Annotated in this window: 16 protein-coding genes and 1 riboswitch; of the genes, 13 read left to right on the top strand and 3 right to left on the bottom strand. The window is 54.7% G+C overall.

Translation table 11 applies throughout. The annotated features are described in order from the left end of the window. Positions 1-46: 46 nt before the first annotated feature. Entirely contained in the window at positions 47-1,210 is a 1,164-nt protein-coding gene (locus AC27KL_RS02060; RefSeq protein WP_487168629.1) for an MFS transporter, read from the bottom strand. A gap of 146 nt (positions 1,211-1,356) precedes the next feature. Between AC27KL_RS02060 and AC27KL_RS02055 the strand changes: the two genes are divergently transcribed. The 6 genes from AC27KL_RS02055 (at position 1,357) to AC27KL_RS02030 (ending at position 7,124) form a co-directional block, all read left to right on the top strand. Next, on the top strand, positions 1,357-1,719 hold the full coding sequence (locus AC27KL_RS02055; RefSeq protein WP_036709587.1) for a winged helix-turn-helix transcriptional regulator: 363 nt from the start codon (positions 1,357-1,359) through the stop codon (positions 1,717-1,719). Positions 1,720-1,946: 227 nt separating this feature from the next. Next, positions 1,947-2,990 (top strand): Gfo/Idh/MocA family protein, encoded by a 1,044-nt coding sequence (locus AC27KL_RS02050; protein WP_487168628.1) that lies wholly within the window; start codon positions 1,947-1,949, stop codon positions 2,988-2,990. Positions 2,991-2,992: 2 nt separating this feature from the next. Further along, positions 2,993-3,928, top strand: a complete 936-nt coding sequence (locus AC27KL_RS02045) for a Gfo/Idh/MocA family protein (protein WP_487168627.1) — start codon at positions 2,993-2,995, stop codon at positions 3,926-3,928. A gap of 124 nt (positions 3,929-4,052) precedes the next feature. After that, positions 4,053-4,940: a sugar phosphate isomerase/epimerase family protein gene (locus tag AC27KL_RS02040; protein ID WP_487168626.1), complete on the top strand. Its 888-nt coding sequence runs from the start codon at positions 4,053-4,055 to the stop codon at positions 4,938-4,940. 51 nt (positions 4,941-4,991) lie between these two features. Then, positions 4,992-5,777 carry a glucosamine-6-phosphate deaminase gene (locus tag AC27KL_RS02035; protein WP_487168625.1) on the top strand — a complete coding sequence of 262 codons (786 nt, stop codon included), beginning with the start codon at positions 4,992-4,994 and terminating at the stop codon, positions 5,775-5,777. 108 nt (positions 5,778-5,885) lie between these two features. Continuing rightward, complete coding sequence (locus AC27KL_RS02030; protein WP_487168624.1) at positions 5,886-7,124, top strand: N-acetylglucosamine-6-phosphate deacetylase; 1,239 nt, start codon at positions 5,886-5,888, stop codon at positions 7,122-7,124. Positions 7,125-7,365: 241 nt separating this feature from the next. Here the strand turns inward: AC27KL_RS02030 and AC27KL_RS02025 are convergent, their stop codons facing one another. Continuing rightward, positions 7,366-9,657, bottom strand: a complete 2,292-nt coding sequence (locus AC27KL_RS02025) for a helix-turn-helix domain-containing protein (RefSeq protein ID WP_487168623.1) — start codon at positions 9,655-9,657, stop codon at positions 7,366-7,368. 245 nt (positions 9,658-9,902) lie between these two features. Between AC27KL_RS02025 and AC27KL_RS02020 the strand changes: the two genes are divergently transcribed. From AC27KL_RS02020 to AC27KL_RS02005, 4 genes are all read left to right on the top strand, one after another. Then, complete coding sequence (locus AC27KL_RS02020; RefSeq protein ID WP_487168622.1) at positions 9,903-10,880, top strand: ABC transporter permease; 978 nt, start codon at positions 9,903-9,905, stop codon at positions 10,878-10,880. Beyond that, positions 10,874-11,758, top strand: a complete 885-nt coding sequence (locus tag AC27KL_RS02015; protein ID WP_212948636.1) for a carbohydrate ABC transporter permease — start codon at positions 10,874-10,876, stop codon at positions 11,756-11,758. The genes AC27KL_RS02020 and AC27KL_RS02015 overlap by 7 nt, the downstream gene beginning before the upstream one ends. Before the next feature lie 51 nt (positions 11,759-11,809). Continuing rightward, a complete protein-coding gene (locus tag AC27KL_RS02010; protein ID WP_487168621.1) occupies positions 11,810-13,372 on the top strand; it encodes an extracellular solute-binding protein in 1,563 nt (520 codons plus the stop codon). A 63-nt stretch (positions 13,373-13,435) separates the two neighbouring features. Further along, entirely contained in the window at positions 13,436-13,612 is a 177-nt protein-coding gene (locus tag AC27KL_RS02005; RefSeq protein WP_487168620.1) for a hypothetical protein, read from the top strand. A gap of 255 nt (positions 13,613-13,867) precedes the next feature. On the opposite strand, the gene AC27KL_RS02000 is transcribed toward AC27KL_RS02005, so the two are convergent. Next, positions 13,868-15,115 (bottom strand): peptidase, encoded by a 1,248-nt coding sequence (locus AC27KL_RS02000; RefSeq protein ID WP_487168619.1) that lies wholly within the window; start codon positions 15,113-15,115, stop codon positions 13,868-13,870. A 408-nt stretch (positions 15,116-15,523) separates the two neighbouring features. Beyond that, positions 15,524-15,619: riboswitch (cyclic di-GMP riboswitch) on the top strand. A gap of 36 nt (positions 15,620-15,655) precedes the next feature. Here AC27KL_RS02000 and AC27KL_RS01995 point away from each other — a divergent pair. From AC27KL_RS01995 to AC27KL_RS01985, 3 genes are read left to right on the top strand one after another with little or no spacing between them, the layout of a single operon-like run. Then, on the top strand, positions 15,656-17,671 hold the full coding sequence (locus tag AC27KL_RS01995; RefSeq protein ID WP_487168618.1) for an S-layer homology domain-containing protein: 2,016 nt from the start codon (positions 15,656-15,658) through the stop codon (positions 17,669-17,671). After that, complete coding sequence (locus tag AC27KL_RS01990) at positions 17,664-24,362, top strand: polymorphic toxin-type HINT domain-containing protein (RefSeq protein ID WP_487168617.1); 6,699 nt, start codon at positions 17,664-17,666, stop codon at positions 24,360-24,362. The genes AC27KL_RS01995 and AC27KL_RS01990 overlap by 8 nt, the downstream gene beginning before the upstream one ends. Beyond that, entirely contained in the window at positions 24,363-24,773 is a 411-nt protein-coding gene (locus tag AC27KL_RS01985; RefSeq protein WP_487168616.1) for a YxiG family protein, read from the top strand. Positions 24,774-25,190: the final 417 nt, after the last annotated feature.

The raw sequence follows: 25,190 nt of genomic DNA, 5'->3' as shown, positions 1-25,190 counted from the left end.
CTGTAGAGGGCGCCTTGTGGCGTCCTCTTTGATTTGACCGTAACATTCACGCAGTTTGAGGGGCGCGCCGTTTTCCGAGCGCGAAGCTGAAGACGGCCGTTCCAAGCCCCAGCGCGACGACGATTCCCGCCAGCCAAGGATTATAAAGCACGGTCGACGTGCGTTCGATCAGCATGCCCCCCGAACCGGCGCCGGCCGCAAGGCCCAAATGGATCATCGAGGTGTTCAGGCTGAGCACGAGGCTGGAGGACTCCGGCGCCTGTTTGATAAAGTGGGTTTGCAGGGCGGGCCCGCCCATAAACATCGAAAACATGATCAATCCGATCAGGACGATTTCTACGGCAAGCATGCCTGTAAACAAGGGAAGCAGAAGAAGCGCCGCCGCATGCACGGTTAAGGTGGCGATCAGGATGCGCTTGGTTCCAAAACGGTCCACACCGGAGCCGCCTAGGCGGGCTGCCATGGCGCCGATCAATCCCAGGCCGAGCATCAGCAGGCTGATCGAGCCTGCATTTAAATGCAGCATATCGTTCATGAACGTCGTCAAATATGTCAGCAGGACGGAATTTCCGGACTCGCGGAAGAAGCTGAGCATCAGCAGGCTGGCGATGACGCCGGAACCCAGCACCTTAAACTGCTGGCCGAACGAAGCGGGTTCGTCGCCGGGGATGCGTGGAAGAGACCGGAGGATGATAAGTCCCATCAACAAGCTCAGTACGCCGAGGATCGCAAATATCGACTGCCAGTTCAGCCATTTGGTGATGGCGATCCCGATCGGAACTCCCAAAATCATGGCAGAACTGAAGCCGAGCACTATTGTGCCGATGGCGGAGCCTATTTTTTCGGGAGGGGAAATTTTGGCCGCGGCCGCAAAAGCGGTGACCAGATAAACGCCTGAGCTGATGCCCAAAATAGCCCGGGAAGCCAAAATGATTCCGAAATGAGGGATGACGGATGCGGCGCTGCCCAGTGTAAAGAGGGCAAGAGAAAGGAGCAGCACTTTTTTTCGATCCCAGCGGGAAGTGAAAAATACGATTACGGGCGTTAGGGCGGCAAAAGCAAGCGAATACGCCGTAACCAGCTGTCCAGCAAGTGCAATCGAAATATGAAGATCCGAAGCGATAACATATAAAATTCCCGAAACTACAAGTTCGGAGGTGGCGGTGAGAAACACGCCAAGCGTCAGAATATATATAAATAAACGGTTCATCAAAAATCATTCCTTTCAGGGATGTTGGAGAGCTCTCGATTGCATTATAATGGCAGTACATTCCTTTCGTAAGAACGCAAAACATTTGGATCTTATCCAAATTTTTGGACTAACTTACAAAAAGTAAGTTCATGGGAGGTTCGTGTATGGAACAGAATAATCCCGGCGACGCGGGCGATTTTTCGAATATTTGCTCGGTGCTGCAGATTTTGGGGGCGAAGTGGGCTTTCCTGGTGATCGCGGAGTTGTCCAAGGGGCCGAAAAGGTTCAACCAGCTCAGCAGGGACCTGGCCATCGTCAAAACGCAGTCCTTGTCCAACGCCCTTCGCCATTTGGAGCAGAGCGGGATCGTTTCGCGGCAAGTGTTCCCGACGGTGCCCGTGACCGTGGAATATTCGCTGACGGAGAAGGGCATGGACTTCAAAACGGCGCTGCAGGAAATGGAGCGATGGGCTGCCAGATGGAACGTGCAGGAGCAAACCGGAGAGCAAAACAGGAGACAGGCGTAAAGAGGCTGGATCTGGGAGATGCATAATGCATCTTCTTTTTTTTGCGAAAACCGCGGGGTCAAGCCTCATATACATCTGAATATGCACTTCTGCGGATTCATCTTCCATTTTGCGGCTCACGCCAAAGATGTGGGCAAAGCGGAATAACGGAGGATTGGCAGCCGGGATGCCGGTTTCTAGAATGGGGATGAAAGTCCATGGTGCACTCACCGATTAAGGAGGTCGCAATGACAAAAAAGATGAGGTTTGCCATTGTCGGCGCGGGCGTCATTTCCCCGCTCCATGCACGTGCGATTGTCAATCATCCGGAGGCCGAGCTGACGGCTATCGTAGATGAAGTGCAGGAAAAGGCCGAAGCGTTAGCGAAGGAGTTCGGATCACCGCCGACATACAGAAATATGGAGCAATTGCTGCAGGGAGGGGAGGTTGACGCTGTTTGCGTATGCGTGCCGAGCGGGCTGCACCGCGACATTGCGGTGGCCGCGGCGCGGGCAGGAAAACATGTGTTTTGCGAAAAGCCGCTGGGCATTACGGCGAAGGACATGGATGAGATGATTGAAGCCTGCCGGACGAACGGGGTCAAGCTTGCTACCGTATTCCAAAAACGGACGACGCAGGAAGCGCTTCTGACGAAAAAGGCGATCGAAGAAGGCAAGTTGGGCAAACTCGTGCTGGGGGACGCCTACCTGAAATACTTCCGCAGCCGCGAATATTACAAAAGCGCCGGCTGGCGCGGAACGTGGGCGCTGGATGGCGGAGGGGCGCTGATGAACCAGGGCGTTCACGGCGTGGATATTATCCGGTGGATGATGGGCGACGTGGAAAGCGTGTTTGCCTACGCGTCGCCGCTCATTCATGACATCGAAGTGGAAGATACCGCCGTGGCCGTGCTGAAATACGCAAACGGCGCTTATGGCGTCATTCAAGGAGCGACGACGGTGAATCCGGGCCAGGAAGCGCGGTTCGAAATTCACGGGGAACACGGCTCGATCGTTTACGGGGACAGCGGCTTCAAAGTGTGGAAAACGGTGGATGGCGATGCGGCGCCGATCGGCGCCAAAAATGGAACCGCCGACGGCTACGACGACCCGCGCGCGATTTCGGCCGACGGGCATTATATTTTGATCGACGACTTGATCAAAGCGGTGAAGGAGAACCGGGAGCCGCTCATATCCGGGGAAGAGGCGCGGAAATCGGTCGAGTTGATTTTGGCCATTTACGAGTCCGCCCGAACCGGCAGGGAAGTGAGACTACAGCCTGGAGGCGCATAAACATGGATCCGAAAACATTGAATATCGGCATGGTCGGCCTGGATACCTCTCATGCCCCTTTATTTGCGGAAATGCTCAATGATCCGGCCCATCCCCATCATGTTCCGGGAGCGCGGGTGACCGTCGCCTTTCCGGGAGGTTCGCCCGATTTTCCGCTAAGCATCGATCGGGTGGCGGGTTTCACCGCCAAAATCGAAGGCGACTTTGGCGTGCGCATGACAGGCAGCATCGGGGAGGTAGCCGAGGAAGCGGATGCGATCCTGCTGCTGACCGTCGATGGGCGGATTCACGCGGAACAGTTTGCGGCCGTGGCCCCGTATGGGAAACCGGTCTTTATCGATAAGCCATTTGCCGTCAGCAGCCGGGATGCGCGCGCCATTGCCGATCTCGCCCGCGAGCATCGGGTGCCGATCATGAGCTGCTCTTCCGTCCGCTGGGCGGAAAATTTGGACGCGGCCGTCCGCGCAGGCGATCAAGGCGGAATCATTGGCGCGGACTGCTGCGGCCCGATGGAGCTGCAGCCGACCCAGCCGGGCTTTTTCTGGTACGGCATTCATATGGCGGATATGCTGTACCGCTGCATGGGCCCGGGCTGCACGGAGGTGCGGGTGACGGCCAATGAGGACCATGATCTGGCGGTCGGCGTCTGGGCCGACGGACGGATCGGCACCATCCGCGGAAACCGCAAAGGGAACCGGCGTTTCGGGGCGCTGCTTCACCGCGAGCAGGGAACCGAATACGTCGATGTCTATGCCGCGCAGAAGCCTTATTTCGCCAGCATGCTGGAAGAGGTCGTCCGCATGTTCCAAACGAAAACGCCGCCGCTCGATATCGAGGAAACGATCGAAGTGATCGCCTTTCTTGAAGCGGCGAACGAAAGCCGGGCAACAGGGAAATCCGTTCCTTTGCGCGTCTCGTTCGCGAAGCGGAACGGATAGAAGCGGGCGCATCAAGACAGGCGGACGGCAGGAATGAAATCAACTTATAAACCTTCCGGCTGTCGGAGAAATAAGGGATGTTGATAGGATCATTGGCTGCCGGAAAAAGAAAGGAGGCGATTGGATGATGGCCGGATTCAAGCTCGGAGTCATTACGGATGAAATTTCGCAAAACATCGAAGATGCCATCCGGATCGCCCAACGGTACGGGCTGGACGGATTGGAGCTGCGTTCGGTCGACGGCAAGCAGCTTCACCGGCTCGGCGACCGGAGGCTGGATGAGATTGCCGCCATGATCCGCGATGCGGGTCTAAGCGTGTGCGGCTTGTCCACGCCGGTGTTTAAATGCAATTTGCATAACAAGGAGGAGGTCGCCGCGCATCACCGCATGCTCCGCCGTTACGCGGAACTGGCGCGGAGGTTCGGTACGGGGATTCTCCGGGGCTTCAGCTTCTGGGCGAACCGGGACGATTATCGCACGGCTTTTCCGGGCATCGTGCGCGAGCTGCGGCATACCGTCCCGGTGCTGGAGGAATTCGGCGTCCAGCTTGCCCTGGAAGCCGATCCTTCCGTGTATGCGACGAACGGAACCAAGGTGGCTGCGCTCGTAAGCGAGGCGGCGAATCCGCGGATCCGGGCTCTATACGATCCGGGCAACGATCTGTGGGACCCGGATGGCGAAACGCCTTACCCGGACGGGTACGAAGCGCTGCAAGGCCAAATTTGCCACATCCACGTCAAGGATGCCGTACGGGAGAACGGCAAAACCGAAGCGGTCGCCATCGGCAGGGGCGAGGTGGGGTATGACCGGCTGCTTGCCAGACTGGCGGAGGACGGATACGACGGCTGGCTTGTCGTCGAGACGCATTACAGGCTGGCTTCCGAGCTGAGCGAAGAGCAGCTGAAGCGTCCTTCGGGATATGCCTTTTCCGCCGGAGGCGAGGAGGCGACGGAGGAGTGCTTGGAGAGCTTCCTCGGCTTGCTGCAGCAGCACGGGCAGCGCGTCGGTTGATGCCGGGGCTGCTTCGGAAAACGATGATTTGATGAGAGGAGGGGTGCATCGATGAATGCCAATGCCCCATCGCCTGAAAGATCATGGACGGCGGGCCGTTTGCGCGTGCATCAATATGCCAGCCGGGACGAGATGGGCAAAGCTGCCGCATCGGAAGCGGCCGAGGCGATCCGGCAAAAACTGAATACGCAGGAAGCCGTACGGATCGTCTTTGCGGCCGCGCCTTCCCAGAACGAATTCCTCGACGCGCTCGTGCGGGAGGAGGGCATCGATTGGGGGCGGGTAACGGCCTTTCATATGGACGAATATATCGGACTCTCCCCGGATGCGCCGCAGCGGTTCAGCCATTTCCTGACGACGAGGCTGTTCAGCCGCGTTCGCCCGGGACGGGTTCACCTGCTGAACGGTGCCGCCGAAGCGGCGCAGGAATGCGCCAGATATGCGGCGCTGCTGCGGGAAGCCCCGCTCGATATCGTTTGCCTCGGCATCGGCGAAAACGGGCATATTGCCTTTAACGACCCGCCGGTGGCCGATTTTAACGATCCCGAGCTTGTAAAACAGGTCAAACTCGATGATAGGTGCCGGGAGCAGCAGGTTCACGACGGATGTTTTGCTAAATTCGAGGACGTGCCGGAGTACGCGATGACGTTAACCGTTCCGGCGCTAATGTCGGCCGAAAGGCTGTTTTGCATCGTGCCCGGAGCCGCCAAACGCTGCGCGGTACAAGGCGCGCTGGAAGGGCCGATGACGACGGCTTGCCCGGCTTCGATCCTGAGAACGCATGCCGGTTGCCGGATGTACCTCGACCGGGATTCCTCGCCGGTCGCGCCGCATTGACGCCATTCGCGCGACGGAGGAAAGCTGGCAGATTAGGACGCAGGACGCCTGGAACATAAAATTTTTCTTGTCTTATCCAAACTTATGAAGCAAGGAGACGGTGCATGGATGGTCAGATCGAACATGGCGACGTCCGGCTTCGAATTGATCGGGAGGCACTACCGTACGGGGGAGCCGGTTGCGGTTCGCATCCGGGAAGGGGTCATCGCGGAATGCAAGAGCATTGACGCAGCGGATTTCGAGTTAAACGCGGTGAACCTGCCGGCAGTCGAAAGCCTTCCGTGGATCGCCCCGGGGCTTGTCGATCTGCAAATCAACGGTTACGGGGGACTGGACATGAACGCGCCGGACCTGGCGGAGGAGACGGTAAAAGCGCTGATCGACAGGCTGTGGGCCGAAGGCGTCACCTCGTTTTATCCGACGGTCATTACGGGCTCCGACGCATCGATCGAACGGGCGCTTGCGGTCATTGATCGGGTTTGCTCCCGGCTGGAGCGGGAAGGCGGCCTGGGCGGGGCGCACAGCATAGCCGGCATCCATCTCGAAGGCCCGTTCATCTCCCCCGAAGACGGGCCGCGGGGCGCCCACAACCGGGCCTTCGTCAAGGCGCCCGACCTGAAGCAGCTTGAAGCGTGGCAGCAGGAGGCCGGCGGGCGCATCCGGATCGTCACGCTGTCGCCGGAATGGCCGGAGGCCGAAGCCTTTATCGCCCGCTGCGCCGAACAAGGCATTGTGGCGGCGATCGGCCATACCGCCGCCTCCGCCGATCAAATCGGGCGCGCAGCCGCAGCCGGGGCCAGCTTGTCCACGCACCTCGGCAACGGCGCCCATCCGGTGCTGCCGCGCCATCCCAACTACATTTGGGATCAGCTGGCGGATGACCGGCTGTGGGCCAGCGTCATTGCCGACGGCTTCCACCTTCCGTCCGCCTTCTTGAAGGTCGCCCGGAAGGTAAAAGGAGACCGGCTGATTCTCGTCAGCGACGCCGTCAGCCTTGGCGGCATGCCGCCCGGGAACTACGATACGCCCGTCGGCGGTCATGTCACGCTAACCGAACAGGGGCGGCTGCATCTTGCCGGCCAGCCGGCGCTGCTGGCCGGATCGGCGCTGCCGCTGACCGCCGGCATCGCGCATATGCGGTCCTGCGGAATTTGCAGCCTCGGGGAAGCTTGGGACATGGCTTCGACCGCGCCTTCCAAGCTGATGAAGCTGGAGACCGGCGCCGGGCTGCAGCCTGGCGCACCGGCGGACCTCGCCGTGTTTACGCTGGACGAGGGGGAAATCCGGATGCTGGAGACGTATAAGCGAGGGAAACGGATGTTTCGTCGTGCCCCGGAGGCAAAATGATGTGAAAACGGCCCCCAAGCCATGCCGACAGGAGAAAGCGTAGCCTCATCTTCAATTCAAAACGACGTAACCAAATTCAAAACGGCGGCCAAGAAAATCGTTCTTGGCCGCCATTTCTTTTGCGCTTCGCGGTGGTGCTTTTTTGCCTTAGAAGCAGCCGCGCCAATTGCCGCCTGTCTTCTTGGACGCGGGTATAACTTGCTTCGCCGGTTTGTTGAACGGGTACGGACAAACAAACCCGTCAGGAAGCGTATTTCTTCCGAAATTCGCCCGGCGTCATGCCGGCATGCCGTTTGAACATGCGGATAAACGAATTGACGTTGTGGTAGCCGACCCGGGCGGCGACGTCCTGGATGCGCAAATCGAGGTTTTGCAGCATGTCCTTGGCCGCGCGGATGCGCAGATCGTTCAAATAATCGCTGAAATTGAGCCCGGTTTTTTCCTTGAAATAGGTGGACAGGTACCCCGAGGTGATATTCAGCTTATCGGCCATCATATCCAGGTTGATGTCCTCATCCAGATGCTCATTGATATAGGTCATGACGAAGGACGTGATCGGGTCGTGGTTTTCCGTTTTGCGCCGGATCAGTTCCAGCGCTGGGCCGAGCAGGCTGCCGAACCAGGCCTCATATTGCCCCGGGCTGTAGAAATGCCGCGTCGATTCCAGCGCCGGAACCGCCGCCGCCTCAAATTCTGCATGCAGGTTCTGGCTGCGCAGCAGCTTGTCGAGCTCGTCGGCCACGTCTTTGGCGAACCGCCGGTATTCGATGGCCGCCGCCTGTTTTTTCTCGAGCACACCCAAGCTTTTCGCGATCCATTCCTGCATGCTGTCGTCGCTTCCGCTGAGCACCCGGTTGTGGAACTCCTGCTCCCATGTGGCTTTGAAGCAGCGGGCGTCTTTGCCGGGCGCGGCGCTATCCGGGCGGATCCACTGGGTTTCATCCCGAAGCTTCCGCTGTTTCAGCATGCCGTTCACGCAAGCGAGCGCCGCCGTGAATGAAGCTCCCGCAGGCTGTACCGGGCTTTCCGCCATCGTGACGAGGTAGGAGCTGCGGTCCCGGTCGAACACCTGCTGCAGATGCCGAAGCTGCGCCGAGGTTTCCGCGTTTTCATCAGGAAGGAAAACGATGGACAAAATCTGGCAGGGTTCGGTTTGGAGCGTGACGGAGTCCGGATACACCTGCCGCCAAATCTGGTCGACGTATTCCCGCATGTAATAGGCCCCTTTTTCCTGCACCAAAGGATACTCGGCGCTGGCTTCCTTGAAAATAATCTGGTATGCGACCATGACGTATGGCATGCTGACATCCGCCAGCTCCTTCAGCTCGCTCAGGTTCATATGGATGTTTTTCAGGCGGTTGGTGTAGGCGTAATGGCGCAGCAGCGAATTTTTTCGGGCCAAATCGCTGGAGATCCGCTGATGGGTGGAGCGCAAATGCTGGACCCTCCGGCTGATCAGCTCGATTTCCTTGAACGGTCCCTGCACCGGTTCGGGCTCGTCGGCGCGCAGGGTATCGGCCATGATGCGGATCGGGCGATGCACCCTGCGGCTGAACGCATACGTCAACACGATCAGCAGGCCGACGATGCCGAGGAGCGAAAGCAGCACGAGATTCAAATTCAGAAGCTGGGAGGAGATGCTTTGGACGGGCACGCGGCTGACATACATGAACCCCGTGTCGGTTCCTTTCCGGTAAAAATAGTACGCGTCTTTCGTCTGCACGAACGAATGCCGTTCGTCAAACGTATGAAGGGCAGGCAGCAGACCCGCGTCGGATCCGGCTTCAGGCGCATAAAGCGGGCGACCATCCGAATCCAAAATATAAAAGCTGCCGCTCATGGCGGATTGCAGGTTCCGGGCGAGCCGTTCCGCATCCAGCGTGGCCACCAGATACATATCCTTGTATGGCATCATTTTGATGACGACGGGCATGAGTTTGCCCTTGGAGCGAACCGATCCGGCCGTGTTTTCCGTAAACGCCGCCGCGGGAAATACCCGGAACGCGTAACGCTTTCCGAACTGCTCATCCCAAAAAGCCGGCGGGTACGACGGGCTTGCATAATACGTGCCGAACATCGCCTTTGCGCTGCTCGTCCCGTCCTTTTCGACGACATAGGCGTCCTTTTGAAAATAGATGATTAAATTGTCCATCCCCAAAAAAGGGTTCCCATACAGCCGCTTCATTTCCCCGATCACGTCGTTGACGTAGCCGTATGCCTGATTGCGCTTGACCTGGCGCAGCTGGTTTACGTACGTCATCCATTCCGGGTTTTGGCTCAAGCCCAGCACCATCTCCCGGGTCAGCCGGAATTGGTTTTCGAAGCCCGAGGCCGCATGGTTCATGGCCAGCTCGTTGTATTTCACGATCTCCCGGTGGATTTGCCCTTTCAAATAAAAAAAGGAAACGAGATTGAAGGCGGTGAGCAGCAAAATGACCGCGAGGAAACCGGACAGCAGCTTGGTGAACAAGGTGGAAAAGCCAAACCTTCTCTTCATCAGCACAAACGACATCAGGTCGACACCTCCATGCAAGTATAGGCCCGCCTCCCGAAGGGTGAATGAAAATATCGGCCTACAGTGACTTTATCATAAGGTTTATTTTCGCGTTCACACAATATTCACCTTTTCAGGATTCTCTACAACCTTTCCACTCACCCGAAAAAAAGGGGATGGCGCCGCAAACTTGCCGATTTATTTTCCGCAGGGGCATCCGTTATGCTGTCGTACAGGAAGGCAAAAAGAAATACGACTTGGCGAAAAGGGGGTGCGGAAGGGACATGAAAACGGCGGAAACAAATTTGCCCGGAGCCGGCACAGCGTTAAAAGGACGCTCCCGCGCCCGCCCGGAAAGGGGGCGAATCGCGCGGGCATTCCGGCGGAGCAAATATTTATGGCTGCTGTTTTTGCCCTGCCTGATCTATTACGCGGTGTTCAAATACGCGCCGATGTTCGGACTGGTCATCACGTTCAAAAACTACAACGTCTTTAAGGGCATCTGGGCGAGCGATTGGGTCGGCCTGAAGTATTACCGGATGTTTTTCAGCAACCCGGACTTTTGGGTGTTGATGAAAAACACGTTTTTGCTGGGGCTTTACAAGCTGATCTTCGGGTTTCCGGCGCCGATCATTCTCGCGCTGCTGATGAACGAGGTCCGAAACGCCATATTCAAACGATGGGTGCAGACCTTCAGCTATTTGCCGCATTTTATTTCCAACGTCATCGTAGCCAGCATGGTCATCATGTTCCTGTCGCCGACGGGAGGCATCGTCAATCATGCCATTACCGCGCTGGGCGGGACGCCGATCAATTTCATGATGGAGCCGGGGCTGTTCCGGCCGATCTACGTCCTGTCGGAAATTTGGCAGCATATCGGCTGGGAAACGATCATTTTCCTGGCGGCGCTGACGGCGGTGGACCCGCAGCTGTACGAGGCGGCCGGCATCGACGGCGCGGGCAGGTGGAGAAAGCTGTGGCATGTGACCCTGCCGGGGATCGCGCCGACGATCATGATCATTTTGATCCTGGATATCGGCAAGGTGCTGGAAATCGGGTTCGAAAAAGTATTTCTGATGTACAATCCCGCCGTCTACAGCACGGCCGACATTATCAGCACCTATGTGTACCGGGTCGGCATGGAGCAGGGCAATTTCAGTTACGCCTCGGCGATTGACCTGTTTATGGGCGTCATCAGCTTTATTTTTATCTTTTCGGCCAATTACATCAGCCGGCGGTTGGGAGGAACGAGCCTATGGTAACTTTGGGGCGCGGCCGGCGCCGCATCAGCGTCTTCACGGTCGTCAATACGCTCATCATGCTGCTGGTTGCCGCCGTGATGCTGTATCCTTTCGTGTATATGCTCGCGGTATCGCTGAGCGAAGACGTATACGTGATGAAAGGCGAAGTCACGCTCTGGCCGAAAGGCTGGAATTTTCGGATGTATGAGCTGGTCCTTGGCGATCCGAAAATTTGGACGTCGTACCGGAATACAATTCTTTATACGGTGCTCGGCACGGCGATTGCCATGCTGGTGACATCGATGGGGGCGTACGCCCTGTCGCGCAAGGACATGACGTTTCATAAAGGTTTTACGGTTTTAATCGTGTTTACGATGTTTTTCGGCGGCGGCATGATCCCGACGTTTCTGGTCGTGCGTTCGCTGGGGTTGGTGGATACCATCTGGGGCATGGTGCTGCCGGGCGCGGTCAGCACCTGGAATTTGATCCTGATGCGGACGTTTTTCAGCGGCATTCCGAAAGAACTGGAGGAATCGGGGCGGATGGACGGCCTGAACGATATCGGGATCTTTTTCCGGATCATCGTGCCGCTATCTAAACCGGTGTTTGCCACCATCTCGCTGTTTTACGCCGTCGGCATCTGGAATAACTTCCTGTATCCGCTTCTCTATTTGCGGAGTCAGGAGCTGTTTCCGCTGCAGGTGCTGCTGCGCAATCTCGTCTTGGCCGGCAGCGTCAGCTCCGGGCAGGTCACGCAGATCGGCGGCGATAACCTGGTGGTCGAGGATTCGCTCAAATACGCCACGATCATGGTATCGACGCTGCCGATTTTGATCCTGTATCCTTTCGTGCAAAAATATTTCGTAAAGGGTTCCATGATCGGCGCGGTCAAAGGCTGACATCCATGGCTTTTGCTTTCGGAACGAAAAAAGAATTCAAGGGGGATGTACATGGGCAAAAAACGGTCGTATACGATTTTGGCGGCGCTGCTCGTATTGATGCTTGCTGCGGCCGGCTGCACTTCGGGCACGGGAAAGGAAACTCCGGCCGCGGAACCGAAAGGCGGGACCGAACCTGCGGCGCCATCGAAAAGCGAGGTCACACTCTCGGCGCTTCTGGATAACAACGCAACCTTTCCGTACAGCAAGGATTGGCCGATTTGGAAATGGATCAAAGACAAAACGGGCGTGACGTTAAACGTCGAAACGCCGTCCGGCAAGCTGAGCGATACGCTTAACCTGGTCATGGCCTCGGGCAACCTGCCGGACCTGATGTATATGTCGAGCCGCCGCGATTCCAACAAATACGGCGATCAGGGGGCTTTGGAAAACATTTTGGACCATGTCGACCAGATGCCGAACCTGAAAAAATGGATGGAGCAATATCCGGAAGAAGCGAAAGCGGCGCTGTCCGCCGACGGCAAAATGTATATGTTCCCGAACCAGGGCTTCGGGGAAACGAACCGGATGATCTGGCTCTACCGCGAGGATGTTTTCAAAAAGCATAACCTTGCCGTTCCCAAAACGTACGAAGAGCTGCATCAAGCCCTCAAAAAACTGAAGGAGCTTTATCCGGAAAGCTATCCGCTTTCCATGCGCTTCGGCCAAATCCCGGATGAAATGATGGCGAATTTGACGACCAATTTCGGCAGCGGCACGGACGTCTATTACAACTTTGACGAGAAAAAATGGAAGTTCGGACCGACGGAGGACAACTACAAGGCGATGGTCGGCATGTGGCACACCTTCTACAAGGAAGGGCTGATTCCGCCGGATTTTCTCTCGATCCAGACGAAGCAGTGGCAGGACGTCATGTCCACCGGCCAGTCGTTTATTACGATCGACTATATCAGCCGCGTCGATTTTTTCAACAACGCCATGCGCAAGGACAATCCGGAATACAGCCTGCAGTTTATGGCGCCACCGTCCGGGCTGCCGGGCCAGAAACCGCAGAATCCTTATTTCCACTACCTTGAGGGCGGTTTGACGGTTGCGTCGACCTCCAAGCATAAAGACGACATCATGAAATACATGGACTTTTTCTACAGCGAAGAAGGGCGGACGTTAAGCAGCTGGGGCAAAGAAGGCGAAACGTATACAGAGGAAAACGGGCAGAAAAAATTCAAACCCGAGTTCACCGACGTGACGGAAATGCGGAAGCAGACCGGACTGCAGACGAGCGGCACGTACACCTGGATCGACTTTAACGCGCATCTGTCGCTGTTTTCGCCGGATTTGAAAAAGGCTTACGAGGAAGCCGTCAAATATGATCCGCCTGCGATGCAGCCGAAACCGGCGTTTACGGACGAGGAAAACGAGGTGCTTTCGGTCACGGGGCAGGCCGTGAAAAAATACAGGGAAGAAAACTTCTCTAAATTCGTCCTCGGCACAAGAAGCTTAAACGAATGGGACCAATACGTAAAAGAAATCAACGGGCTCGGCGTGCAAAAGCTGATCGACACGTACGATGCGGCGCTGAAAAGAGTAGAGGAGACGAAGCTGGAAAATAAGTAGGAGGGACGTGAATTTCGCGCCGATTCCATGAAACACCTGGCCGAAAGCCGGGTGTCTTTTTTTATGGGAGCACAAATGAACGCTTATCTGATATCGAAGGATGCAAAAAGCCAGGCGAATTTTTACATCGATTCTCTCGGCGGGGAAAGCAAATATCCTTTTGCCCTTCAGCCCTGGGGCGCTTATTATGGAGAGGTCATTGACCGGTTCGGCGTGACGTGGATGATTACGAAGAAATAGTTCCTGGAATTTGCCTCCATCTATGCAGGCTTCGGCTCGGAGGTTACCGTTCTTGAGAACGGCGGCGTATTGCAGACATTGAACATCGTTGGCGATCGATGGTCTTTGATGATCATACATGAGATTTTGGTCGGTAAAAAAAACGTCCGCTGGTTATGTCCGCATACGGTCTGTTCCCTCATGTCCGCGCATACCAAAAAACCCGGCCGATTCTTCTGATGAATCGGCCGGGTTTTCGTGCGTTGATGATGCTGCTTATTTAGGCTGCACCGTATCTTTGTCCGACGTCACGATCACGACCTCGGCGCTTGTGATACCCGGCAGCGATTTGGTCATGATCGGCGAATGGAACGCGACGATTTTCGTTCCGGCGCGAAGATCCGTGTCGCCGCCGATCAGCGGGATGATCGTCGTATCCTTCGAAATGTTCAGGATCACGTCGTTTGCCGTGGAATTATCGGAACCGACGTTCACGTACACTTGATCTTTGGATGTGCGGTCGGACGGCATGACGGTGCCTTCGATTTTGACGGCTTCCGCTTTTTTCACCACGATTTTGTCTGCATGGGTGTGAGCGGGATAAATCAGCGTCATGACGGCGCTGTAGGTCGCTTCCACATGGCCGCTCGTTTTGAGCGCATCCTTGGTCAGTTTGTTGCCGTCTTCATCGACGATTTGCGTTTTGTCGTCGATGGACAACACGACATAGTTGACGCCGCCTTTTTCCAGCGGTTGGCCGATGACCGTGATTTTGCCGTCTTTTTGGTCGGTAATGACGCCTGCGGTCCCTGCCGTCAACTCGTTAACCTCCCCGGGATTGACGTCTTCCATGTTCGTGTTCACGATCACGTAATTCGTTCCGGATTGCGGCGGAAGGCTCATTGCAACGGCCGGACCGTAAAATGCTCTCACGCTCATGCCTTCCTTGATGTCTCCGGCGGCGATGGCTTTGCGGTTTTGATCGATGATCGTTGCTTTATCCGCGAAATGCAGCCAAATTTCCTCGTCGTGTTTGTTGTAAAGGTCAGTGCCTTTTACCAAAATGCGGCCGTCTCTTACCTCGGTTACCTTACCGTCGATAGCCGAGAAGCTTTGGTCCTGAACGACCAGCGTCAGCGCGGTTCCGCGGGCCGGAAGGCTTTTTGTGATGTTCGGGCTGTAGAAAGCTTTGACGGTTTTGTGCCCGTCGATGATTTTTTGCAGAGGAACGGTTTTGCCTTTGGCGTCGATGAATTTCGTTTTTGGCGTAATGGCCAGGATGATTTCGTCCTGATCGGTCGGCGCGAGTCCGCGTCCGGTCACGGTAATGAATTTATCCGATTTGTCTTGCACGAAATCCGTGATTTGTCCCCAGGTTGCCGGAACGTTTTTGACGTCGGTTTGCTTGTTGGCGTTTCCCTTTTGCACCGCTTGGGCAGGGAGCTGCTGCGCGTTTGCCGCCACGGGCATGGCTGCCAGAGCCAAAATGGATGCGGTCGCGAGCACTTTGTACATTTTATTCATCTGTCATTCCTCCTATATACGTGAGCTTGTACGAACGTTTTGGTTATCAGTCGGCAGCTCATTTCCGAAATACTTTTGCCAAACCTTTCATTGGAAAATGATGCATGCCTTTCACCGTTCCAGACGGGACGTTAACACAAAATGTTGCATAAGCGGCTGTTTTCAAAAAAAACCGGCACCTGGCCTTTTTTAGTTCAAGATGGTTTGCGTGGTGAACTGCGGTTGGTTTTCTTCCTGTTAGAAGAAATAAAAATGTTTTTGTTTACGCAATTGTGCAATGTTGAATGACGAAAATTAAGGTTCTAAGAACCATATATTTCATTACATATTGTAACTTTTTGTAACTATTTATATAATTCTGATTAAAAATAGATTCAAAGAACTACGCAGAAAGCGCTAAACCAGGTGCTTGAACAAAGGCAAACCCGTACGAAAGTCGGGGACGCAAAGCCACGGGTCTTACTCCATGAAGCCTATTCATGGACTGACAGCCGGGTTGCTCATGGTGCTTGGTTTTTTGCTGTCTTAAGGAGGAAAAACATGAGGGGTAGCACTAAAAAATGGATGTCAGCTCTGCTTGCGGCAGGACTGCTGGGGGGAGTCATTCCGGAGGTACAGCGGGTCTCAGCGGAAACCGTATTCACCTATCAGGACGAAATGTCCCCGTTATCGATTAGCGGCGCAAACATCCGGATTTCGGGTGAACATGCGGTATGGCGCGGAAACAGCGCCAAGCTGAAAGGGCAAATTTTTTACGGGAATACGAAAACCGGACAAAGCCAAGCGATCACGACCCATGGAAAATTGACCGATTCTCCTTCCGTCGGGATCAACGGCAAAGGGGAAGCGGTCGTCGTTTGGATCGATAAGCGGAATGACAGCGGCACCGACGACAATTTGAACTGGGACGTATACAGCTACAATGTCAGCACGAAAACCGAAACCAAGCTGAACAAAAATACGGGACAAAACAGCGCGCCGCTGGCGGACGGCGATTTTGTGGTCTGGCAGACGTTTCCTTCCTATACGATGACCTTGTACAACTTGGCAACTGGAGAGTTAACCGATTTGGGGCGAGGCCGGGATCCTGTGATAAAGAACGGACGCGTTGTCTACAAAGGCGGCGAAGACGGAGATTTATACGAATATAACGTCGCCGCGGGCAAACATAACAAAATCGTCGACCTGCCATATACCGAATATGTGGAGCGTTTTGTATATAACGGCGAAGAAATTTTATGGAAACAAAAAGATTTGGACGGAAACGGGAAGTACGTCTACATAGATATGAGCAGCAACAGCCCGCAACCGGTCGATTTGACGAAGCCGGCCAAGGAAGGGCAACGCGAGTATAAAGAAATGAGTATCTCCCACGGAACGGCTGTCTGGCTGGAAGCTTCCGGCGATGCGGCGATCATGCGGGCAGCCGATCTGAAAAGCGGGCAAATCTTCAGTTTGGGCCTGACGAAACCTACCGCTTTTATCGGCTTTAACGGGGAGAAGCTGACATTCGTCAACAACGGAACGTTGGTTAGCCGAGATATTATCCGGACCGAAAAAACGGAAGCCACGCCGGCAAACGGCAGCGGAACCGGAAGCATACCGGCTGATGGCATCGTTATCGGGCCGAAAGGAGGCGTGGCGGCGAAGGGGCAAGCGTTCCAGCTTGAATTCGGCCAGGGAGCGTTCGCTTCCGATACCCGGATTACGCTTGAAAAAATCGGCAGCCTTCCGTCCGACCGTCTCGCGAGCGGCATGACCTGGACCGGCGTGGCGTGGAAGTGGACCGCGGACACGAAACCTTTGAAATCCGCTGCGCTAACCTTCCAGCTGGATGAGCCGCTGAAAAATGCCGATGCGGCAAACCGCGCAGGCATTTACCGCTTTGACGAAAGCGCGGGACGCTGGGTATACAGCGGGGGAACGGTCGACGCGTTGTGGAAAACGGTACGCGCGAAGGTTCAAGAGTCGGGCTTATACGGCATTTTCCTGTATGCGCCATCCTTTAAGGACATGAACGGCCATTGGGCGAAGGCGGAAGTGGAAGTGCTGGCCTCCCGGTGGATCGTGAACGGCATGGAAAACGGAGCGTTTGCGCCCGGGCAGCCGGTGACGCGCGCGCAATTCGCCAAGATGCTCGTTCAAGCCGCCGGGCTGGATGCGCAGCAGCCTGAGAATCGCCGCTCCTTCCGCGACGTCCCTGAGGGGCATTGGGCGGCCGACTCGGTCGAGCAGGCGGCGGCAGCGGGATGGATCAAAGGGTATGAAGGCGGCCTGTTCAAGCCGAATGCGCCAATCACCCGGGCGGAAATGATGGTCATGCTGGCGAATGCGGCAGGCCTTCGTAAAGACGAACAAAGCGATCTCCTCGCCGGATACAAGGACGCCGGATCGGTTCGGGATTGGGCCAAGCCATCCGTACAGGCCGCGATTCAAAGCGGGTTGATCAAGGGCGACGGGGATCGTCTGAATCCGGGAGCGACATCGACACGGGCCGAGGCCGCAATGGTCATTTACCGCTGGCTGGCGATGAAGGGAGAGGTGTTCCATGATTAATCGGTTGAAACCCCGGGCGCTAAAGGGCTGCTTCGACAAGCTTGGGACCGTCGGCAAAACGCTGCTGGCGTTCATTATTTTGATCGCTGGGTTTCCTTTGTTCCCGTCCCAGCAATTGCCGAAGGCTTTTGCGGAAACGTCGCTGCAAATCGACCCGTATTCTTTTAGTTCCGTGTACGGAGGACAGACGGAGGTCAGTTTCAGCTTCGACAATCCCGATCCGAACGATACGACGCAGCAGTCGCATGAAACGGTCATCAGTCTGGAACAAAACGGTTCTACCGTTGCCGTACTGCACGAAGGAACCTATCCGACCCTGAATAAAAACAAGTACGTATGGGACGGAAAAGTCAACGGAAAGCCGGCGGCGGAAGGCAAATACGAGATTAAAGTGACGCCGAAACGGTTTCCGAAAAACGGAAAAGCGGGCGAAGTCCAAATTTCGAACGCCAATCCGCCGGCGCCGAAGGGCATGGAAATCGTGCCCGATCCGGCAAGCGAGGAGCATGTCATCCGCGGAATCGCGGAAATCGGCACCAAAGTGGAACTAAAGATGAAACGGATCCGCCGGGTGGGCAACGACACGACCGTAGACGACGGCAAAGTGGACACGCTCGCTTCGGGAATTCCGGTTCGTCCGCTCGCATCGGATTGGGCGAAAAAAATCGCGGTGGACAAAACCTATTTTACCGATTTTCCCGAAAGAGCCGACAACAAGCCGCAGAAATACGTCGGCGAGTGGGAGATCAAGGTCAAACTCCCGGCATACGAAATTGCCGAAATTCAGGCGTTTGCGACGAGGGATCTGGACAAAAAGCGTTCGAATGCGTCGGACACGCTCAGCGTGCTGCGCTATAAAACGCCTTCATGGGGCGTCAATTGGGCGGTCGTCGCCAGCTATTATTATAATGTCATCGAAAAGGACGCCATCGTTCAGAAGATTGCCGACATCGCCGAATTTAACGGCTTCCCCGTGCAGGATTGCAGCGGCCAGGTTTGTTACGGGACCCTCGAAAAGGACATCAACCTGCTCATTCTGAATCCGCGGCAAGCCGGCGAAATCGGCAGGGATGACGACGAGAGAATTCAGGAGGAATTCGCGAACCGCAACGGATTTCCGCTTGCCGCCGCGTTTGACCCGATCAACCTTGCAACAGGGGATTTCACTTTTTATCAAACGAATATCGACGTCCCGGCGTTGATGCCGCTCGACATGACCCTTACCTACCACAGCCGCGACAGATACGACGGGGATTTCGGGGTCGGATGGCATCATACGTACGAACGGAAGCTGGAATTCCGCGAAGGCGGAATCCTGTACGCCGTGTCACCGGAAGGCGCAAGCTTCCGCTTTGAGCCGATCGGCGGCGGACGTTATCAAGGCATGGACGGCCAGTACGATACGCTCGTTCAACAACCGGACGGAACCTTCACCCAGGAGACGCCGCAGAAGTGGAAATACACTTACCGGAAAGACGGCAAGCTGCTGCGGATCGCCGATGCCAACGGGAATACCGTTCAGCTGTCGTATGCCGGCAGCCTACTGACGGAGATTTCGACGGAAGGTGCTAAGCTGACGCTCACCTACGGGGACGGCGGCAAAGTGGTCCGGGTTACGGATCAATCGGGCCGGTATGCGGCTTACGAATACGATGCCGTGAACCACGACCTGAAGGCGATGATTTTGCCGGACGGCGCGCGGATCACTTACAAGTACGATGAAAAGCACCGGATGACAGAGATCGGCAACCCGAACGAGACAATGTCCCTCGTCAATGAATATGACGATCAGGACCGGGTCGTGCGCCAGCGCGATTTTTCCGGAGCTTGGGGGGATATCGAATATTTCCCGAATGAGAAGAAGACAGTGACTACCGATGCGCTGGGACGTAAAACCGTCCATTTCTACGACGAGCGGTACCGTCAAACGGCCATCACATACCCGGATGGAACGACCGAACGTTTCCTTTACGACGCGAACGACAATGTCATTCAAAAAATGGATCGTAACGGCAGCGTATGGGAGTATATGTACGACGGCAGCGGCAACCTGATCCGGGCAAAGGACCCTGAGGGATATCAGACCGAAATCCGGTACAATGCCTTCAATCTTCCGGAGGAAGTGGTCGACCCGCTGGGGAATAAAACGGTGTTCGGTTACGACGGAAAAGGCAACCTGACAAGCATGACCGATCCGCTTGGCGGCGTCTCCAAAATCGTCGTCAACGACCGCGGCTTCGCGGAAGCAGTGGTAAACCCTAACGGCGAAACGACGACGATCGAAAATGACGCGTCCGGTTTTGCCCGTTCCTTGAAGGACCCGCTCGGCAACCGGATGGAAATGGTCCGGGACCCTCTGCACCGGGTCACCGACATCATCGATGCGCTTGGACAGCGGACAAGCTTCGAATACGATCCGCGCGACCGGGTGACGAAACGAATCGACGCTTTGGGGCAGGCGGAACGGTTCGAATATGACAAGGACAGCAACCTGACCGCTTATACGGATACGGCAGGCTCCAAAACGAAATACGAATATGACAGTTATGCGCGCTTAGCCAAAGAAACGGACGCTTTGGGCGGCGTCACCCGTTACGAATACGACGGAGTGGGCAATCTCGTCAAAATAACCGACCCGAAAGGGGGCGAGACGGTTTATGCCTACGACGACAACAATCGGATCGCGGCGGCGACCGATCCTGAAGGCAGCGTTACCCGTTATGAATATGACGGCAACGGGAACCTGACCCTCCAGGTGGAAGCAAGCGGCGCGGAAACCCGGATCGCTTATGACCGGCGTAACCTTCCGGTTGAGATCAGGGATGCGGAAGGCGGCGTGACCCGATTCAGCTATGACGGCGCCGGACGTTTGACGCAGGAAACCGATCCGCTGGGCCACGCGGTTGTGTATGCGTATGATGCCTTGGGGCGACTGACTTCGCAGACGGATGCACTTGGGCAGGTAACGGCCTATGCCTATGACGGTTCGGGCCGCCTTACTCGGATCACCGGTCCGAACGGCGCAGAATGGAAGATGGAATACGACGCACGAGGTTTGCTCGTGAAGACGATCGATCCGCTTGGCGGAGAGTCGACGGTAACCCGGGATGCGCTCGGGCGCGTCGTTCAGTCTGCCGACGAAGCCGGAAAAACAACGATCTACGCCTACGACCCGCTGAACCGGGTCACCCGCATGGTCGATCCGTTGGGCCAAGCCACCCAGTTTGCCTACAATGCCCATGACCTGGTGACCGGTTTGACGGATGCCAAGGGGCAGACGACGGCTTATGCGTATGACGCGCTTGGACGCCTTACGCAGGTCACGAACGCTTTGGGCAACAAGACGGCTTATGCCTACGATGCTTTAGGCAACATCGTCTCCAAGACGGACGCGCTCGGTCGCGCGACAGGGTATCAGTATAACCGCCGCGGCGACTTGATCCGGGAGATCGCTCCGGATCAGCGGATTACCGAGTTTGCGTATGACAGCGTCGGCAATGTGACGGGCATGACCGCTCCGGACGGCACCGAAACCAGCTACGCTTACGATTTGCTCAGCCGTTTGACCGGCATCCGGTACCCGGACGGCAAACATGTCGGCTACCAATATGACGCCGCCGGCCGCAGAACACAGATGACGGACAATCTGGGCACGACGACGTACGCCTACGACGCGCTGAACCGGCTTATATCGGTCAAGGATCCGAATGCTCGCACGATTCGTTACGAATGGACGCCAACCGGTCAGCGCAGCCGCGTAGAATACCCGGATGGAACATCCGTCAGCTACCAATACGATCTGTTGGACCGCATGACGTCCGTGACCGACGCGGCGGGCAGAACCACTTCCTATGATTATGATGCCAGAGGGTTGCTTGTATCCAAGCATCTTCCGACGCTTGGGGAAAGCACGTATCGCTATGACGATGCCGGACAGCTCGTCGGCTTGACCCATCGGAATCAATTCGGCAAGGTCCTGGAGAAGCTGTCGTATGCTTACGACCCGGCAGGAAACCTGGTCCGGACGGAGCGTATGTCGGACGGCAACGACGAAGACGATGCCGACGCAAACGACAAAGAGAAACGTATTATTACAGATTACGCATACGACGCCTTGAACCAACTCATTCAGGTGCAAAGACAGAACGCGGAAGCGGGTCTGCCGTCCATCACGACCTACCAATATGACGCCGTCGGCAACCGGACGGCCAAGAGCAGCCATTGGGGCGACCTGGCCGATACGGAAAATTACACGTACGACGCGGCGGATCGGTTGCTTCAAATGACCAGCGGCACGGAAATCAACGATTACCGTTATGATCCGCGGGGCAACCTGCTGGAGGTCATCCGGCAGCAGCTGAGGCTTCCGGAAACATTCTCGGTGACCGGGATTACGTACGCAGATCCAAGCGTTACAACGGACGTATACGATCCGGCGACAATGGATCCTGCAGGAGTTGATCCTACAGCAGTGGATCCTGCAGCAGGGCTTCCGACTCCTGGGCCGGGCGCGCCATTAAATCTGCTGGATTCCATCGGAAAATGGTCCGCTCCGGAGATCGTTCAGCAATATGTTTGGGACGGAGCAAATCGCCTGATCAAGCAGACGAACGAGCGTGGAGACGTCACGAAATATGCTTATGACGGCGATGGCAACCGGATGAAGATGACGATTGACTATGCCCATGGGGGCAGAGGCAACGGCAACGGTAATGGTAACGGCAATAACGGAAACGGGAATGGTAACGGAAATGGCAATGGCAATGGCAACGGAAATGGTAACGGTCACGGAAATGGTAATGGAAATGGAAATGAAAACGGAAACGGCAAGGGCAACTGCCACGTAGTACCACCGGGCTTCATTCCGCCGGGACTAGCCAAAAAATGCGGCCAATACGACGAAGAATACCCGGATATGCATCCAGGCGGCCCACGGGACGGCTGGGAGAAACAGTACAAGAAAAAGCACTGGGAGCTGAACTTCACCAATGACGTCAGCCTGGAGCTTCCAGAGCCGCTGCAGGTCGCTGAAACGGACGACAGCAAGTGGAAGCAATCTTACGTATACGGAGCAGGCGGAGAACGGCTGAGCATGACCTACCTGCCGGCCTATGACCCGAACAACGGCTGGGAGCCGGTTCCGGGTGATGGCGGAGCCAAGCCGGGAACGCAGTCGAAGACGCTCTGGTATATGGAGGATGCGCTCGGCAGCGCCCTGGGCCTCGTAGAAAAAGACGGCCGCGTGTCGGCACGCTACCACTACGACGAATTCGGCATCCCGCTGGACGGCAAGAAGTTCGACCTAAACTGGCCGGGACCGGATAATTTGTTTGGATACACCGGTTTGGGATATGGTTATAATGACGGTTTGACATACGCCCGAGCTCGCTATTACCAGCCGGAGATTGGACGGTTTATTAGCGAGGATACGTACAGGGGGACATTAGGAAATCCGCTTAGTCAGAATTTGTATGCGTATGTGGAGAATAATCCGCTGATTTACGTGGATCCGAGCGGGCACTTTAAATTAAACCCATATAAAGCACAAGAAGTCGAGTACTACATGAACCAAGCGATGCTTCAGACATCAACCAAATATGATGATTATTGGCAGTATCGTGTTTACTTTGGCAATATATTTAAACCTATATATAACGATCGAAACAATAATAGATTTAAATACCTATACGGGCTTTTAACACAAACAAGCACTGTTGAGACAAATAGTCGAGGAAAAGCTTACTGGGCAAGAGATCAGTTGCTTAATGCTTACCGGGAGGCTATAGAGGAAGAAGTATGGGATAACCTATATCTTTCACTTTATGGCTCCATTGGTTCGATTGGTGGAAGTAGGGGGAGTAAAGGGGCCCCAGCCAAAGGATTAAAAAGCACGCCGAAGGCAGCTCAAACACCGAAGAACAGCACCTCGACATCTTACTCAAAAGCTAAATACGACTGTAACTGCTTTACGGCGGGAACCAAGGTGCAAACAGACGAAGGGGAGAAAAATATCGAAGACATTGAAGTCGGAGATAAGGTTCTTTCCAAGAATGAAGAGACTGGCGAGGTTGCGTATAAAGAGGTAACGGCTACGTTCAACCATGAGACGGACGAGATTTACAAGATTCATGTGGGCGGTCAGACGATTGAATCGACCTTCAACCATCCGTTCTATGTGAAGGATAAAGGGTGGACGTTCGTCAAAGACCTTAAGGTCGGTGACTTGCTTGTTCAGAGTGATGGGAATACACTCAAAATTGAGAGTATTGAACTGTTGCACAAGCATGTCACGGTTTACAACATGACGGTTGATGAGTTTCATACCTACTTCGTCAGTGACCTTGGGATTTGGGTGCATAATACAAATTGTTTTGATACGAAATCGGTAGCTAATTCATTATCGGGTAAACTGGGCGGTAATGTAGTTGAAGCAAGTGGCGATGGTTGGAAGATAATAAATATTACCAATCCCCTATCCAAGAATCAGCCAATAATGGTGCGAGTTATGAACGCAGGTTCAGGAGGGAGAGACAAAGCGTACTTTAGGGTTTCTGTTGGGAACAAAGGGGCTCTTACTTTAGATGGTAAACTGTCCAACGATATGGCTACAACGCATATTGATTTATCTGATAACTATATGGACCAAATTCTAAAAATGATTGATAATTATGTGAAGTCAGGTGGAAAGTAGGTGAAAGGAAATATGGAAGATATTCAAAACTACTTAAACTGTCTGTGGTCAGGCATTATTGAAAAACATGTTTTCGATATATTTAACCACTCAATCTTATTTAATATTAAGGTTATTAACAATGGGGAGCAATTTCATCATCAGCTGAGGTTTAACAATGTTAAGGCGTTCTACTATTTGAATGACCAATCCCCGTTTGAACCGGAAGGCGATGACTATCTAGAACTCACATCCGTTACGTTTCTTAAAGAAAAATCAAAACAAATAAAAGTGAGTTGTGTTTCTGACGAATATCCCCATCTAACAACTAGGACAAACTTTTGCTTGGAAATTTGGGGAAGAGAGCTGATAATTGAAGCATCGGCTGTAGATATTGATGGAAAGTTGTTTGATGTAGGATTATCACATTAAAACTATCAAATGTCTTGAGGGGGCTCACCCTTCAAGGCATTTCTTTTACCCCCACCCAGTGCCGAATAATAAATCCGCTGGATAAGTCCAAAGGAACTTAACCCTCATCACCCCCTTAAGATATTCTAATATGCCTGTACGCACAGCCCTGTCTCGATATAGAGAGTGAAAAGGTCAGATGTCGCATATTCTAGGATACGGATTCTCGTGGGAATAAGGTTGTGACCAACGAAAGTGGAGGAATTGTATCAGTTCATTCTCCTGCTTAGGGTGGGGTTTACATTCCAAAACCCAAAAAATAAAATTTGGAGATGATAAAACGAAATGACTAAGGATGTTCTGCTAGAATTATCTAAAACATTAAATACAGAATATGAAATAGGGGTATGGTCTGAAACGAAGGATTTTTTTGAAAGA

The organism is Paenibacillus sp. YAE3 (assembly GCF_057546105.1).
Note: the sequence above shows the minus strand (reverse complement) of the source record. Positions and strands in the feature narration are given on the sequence as shown.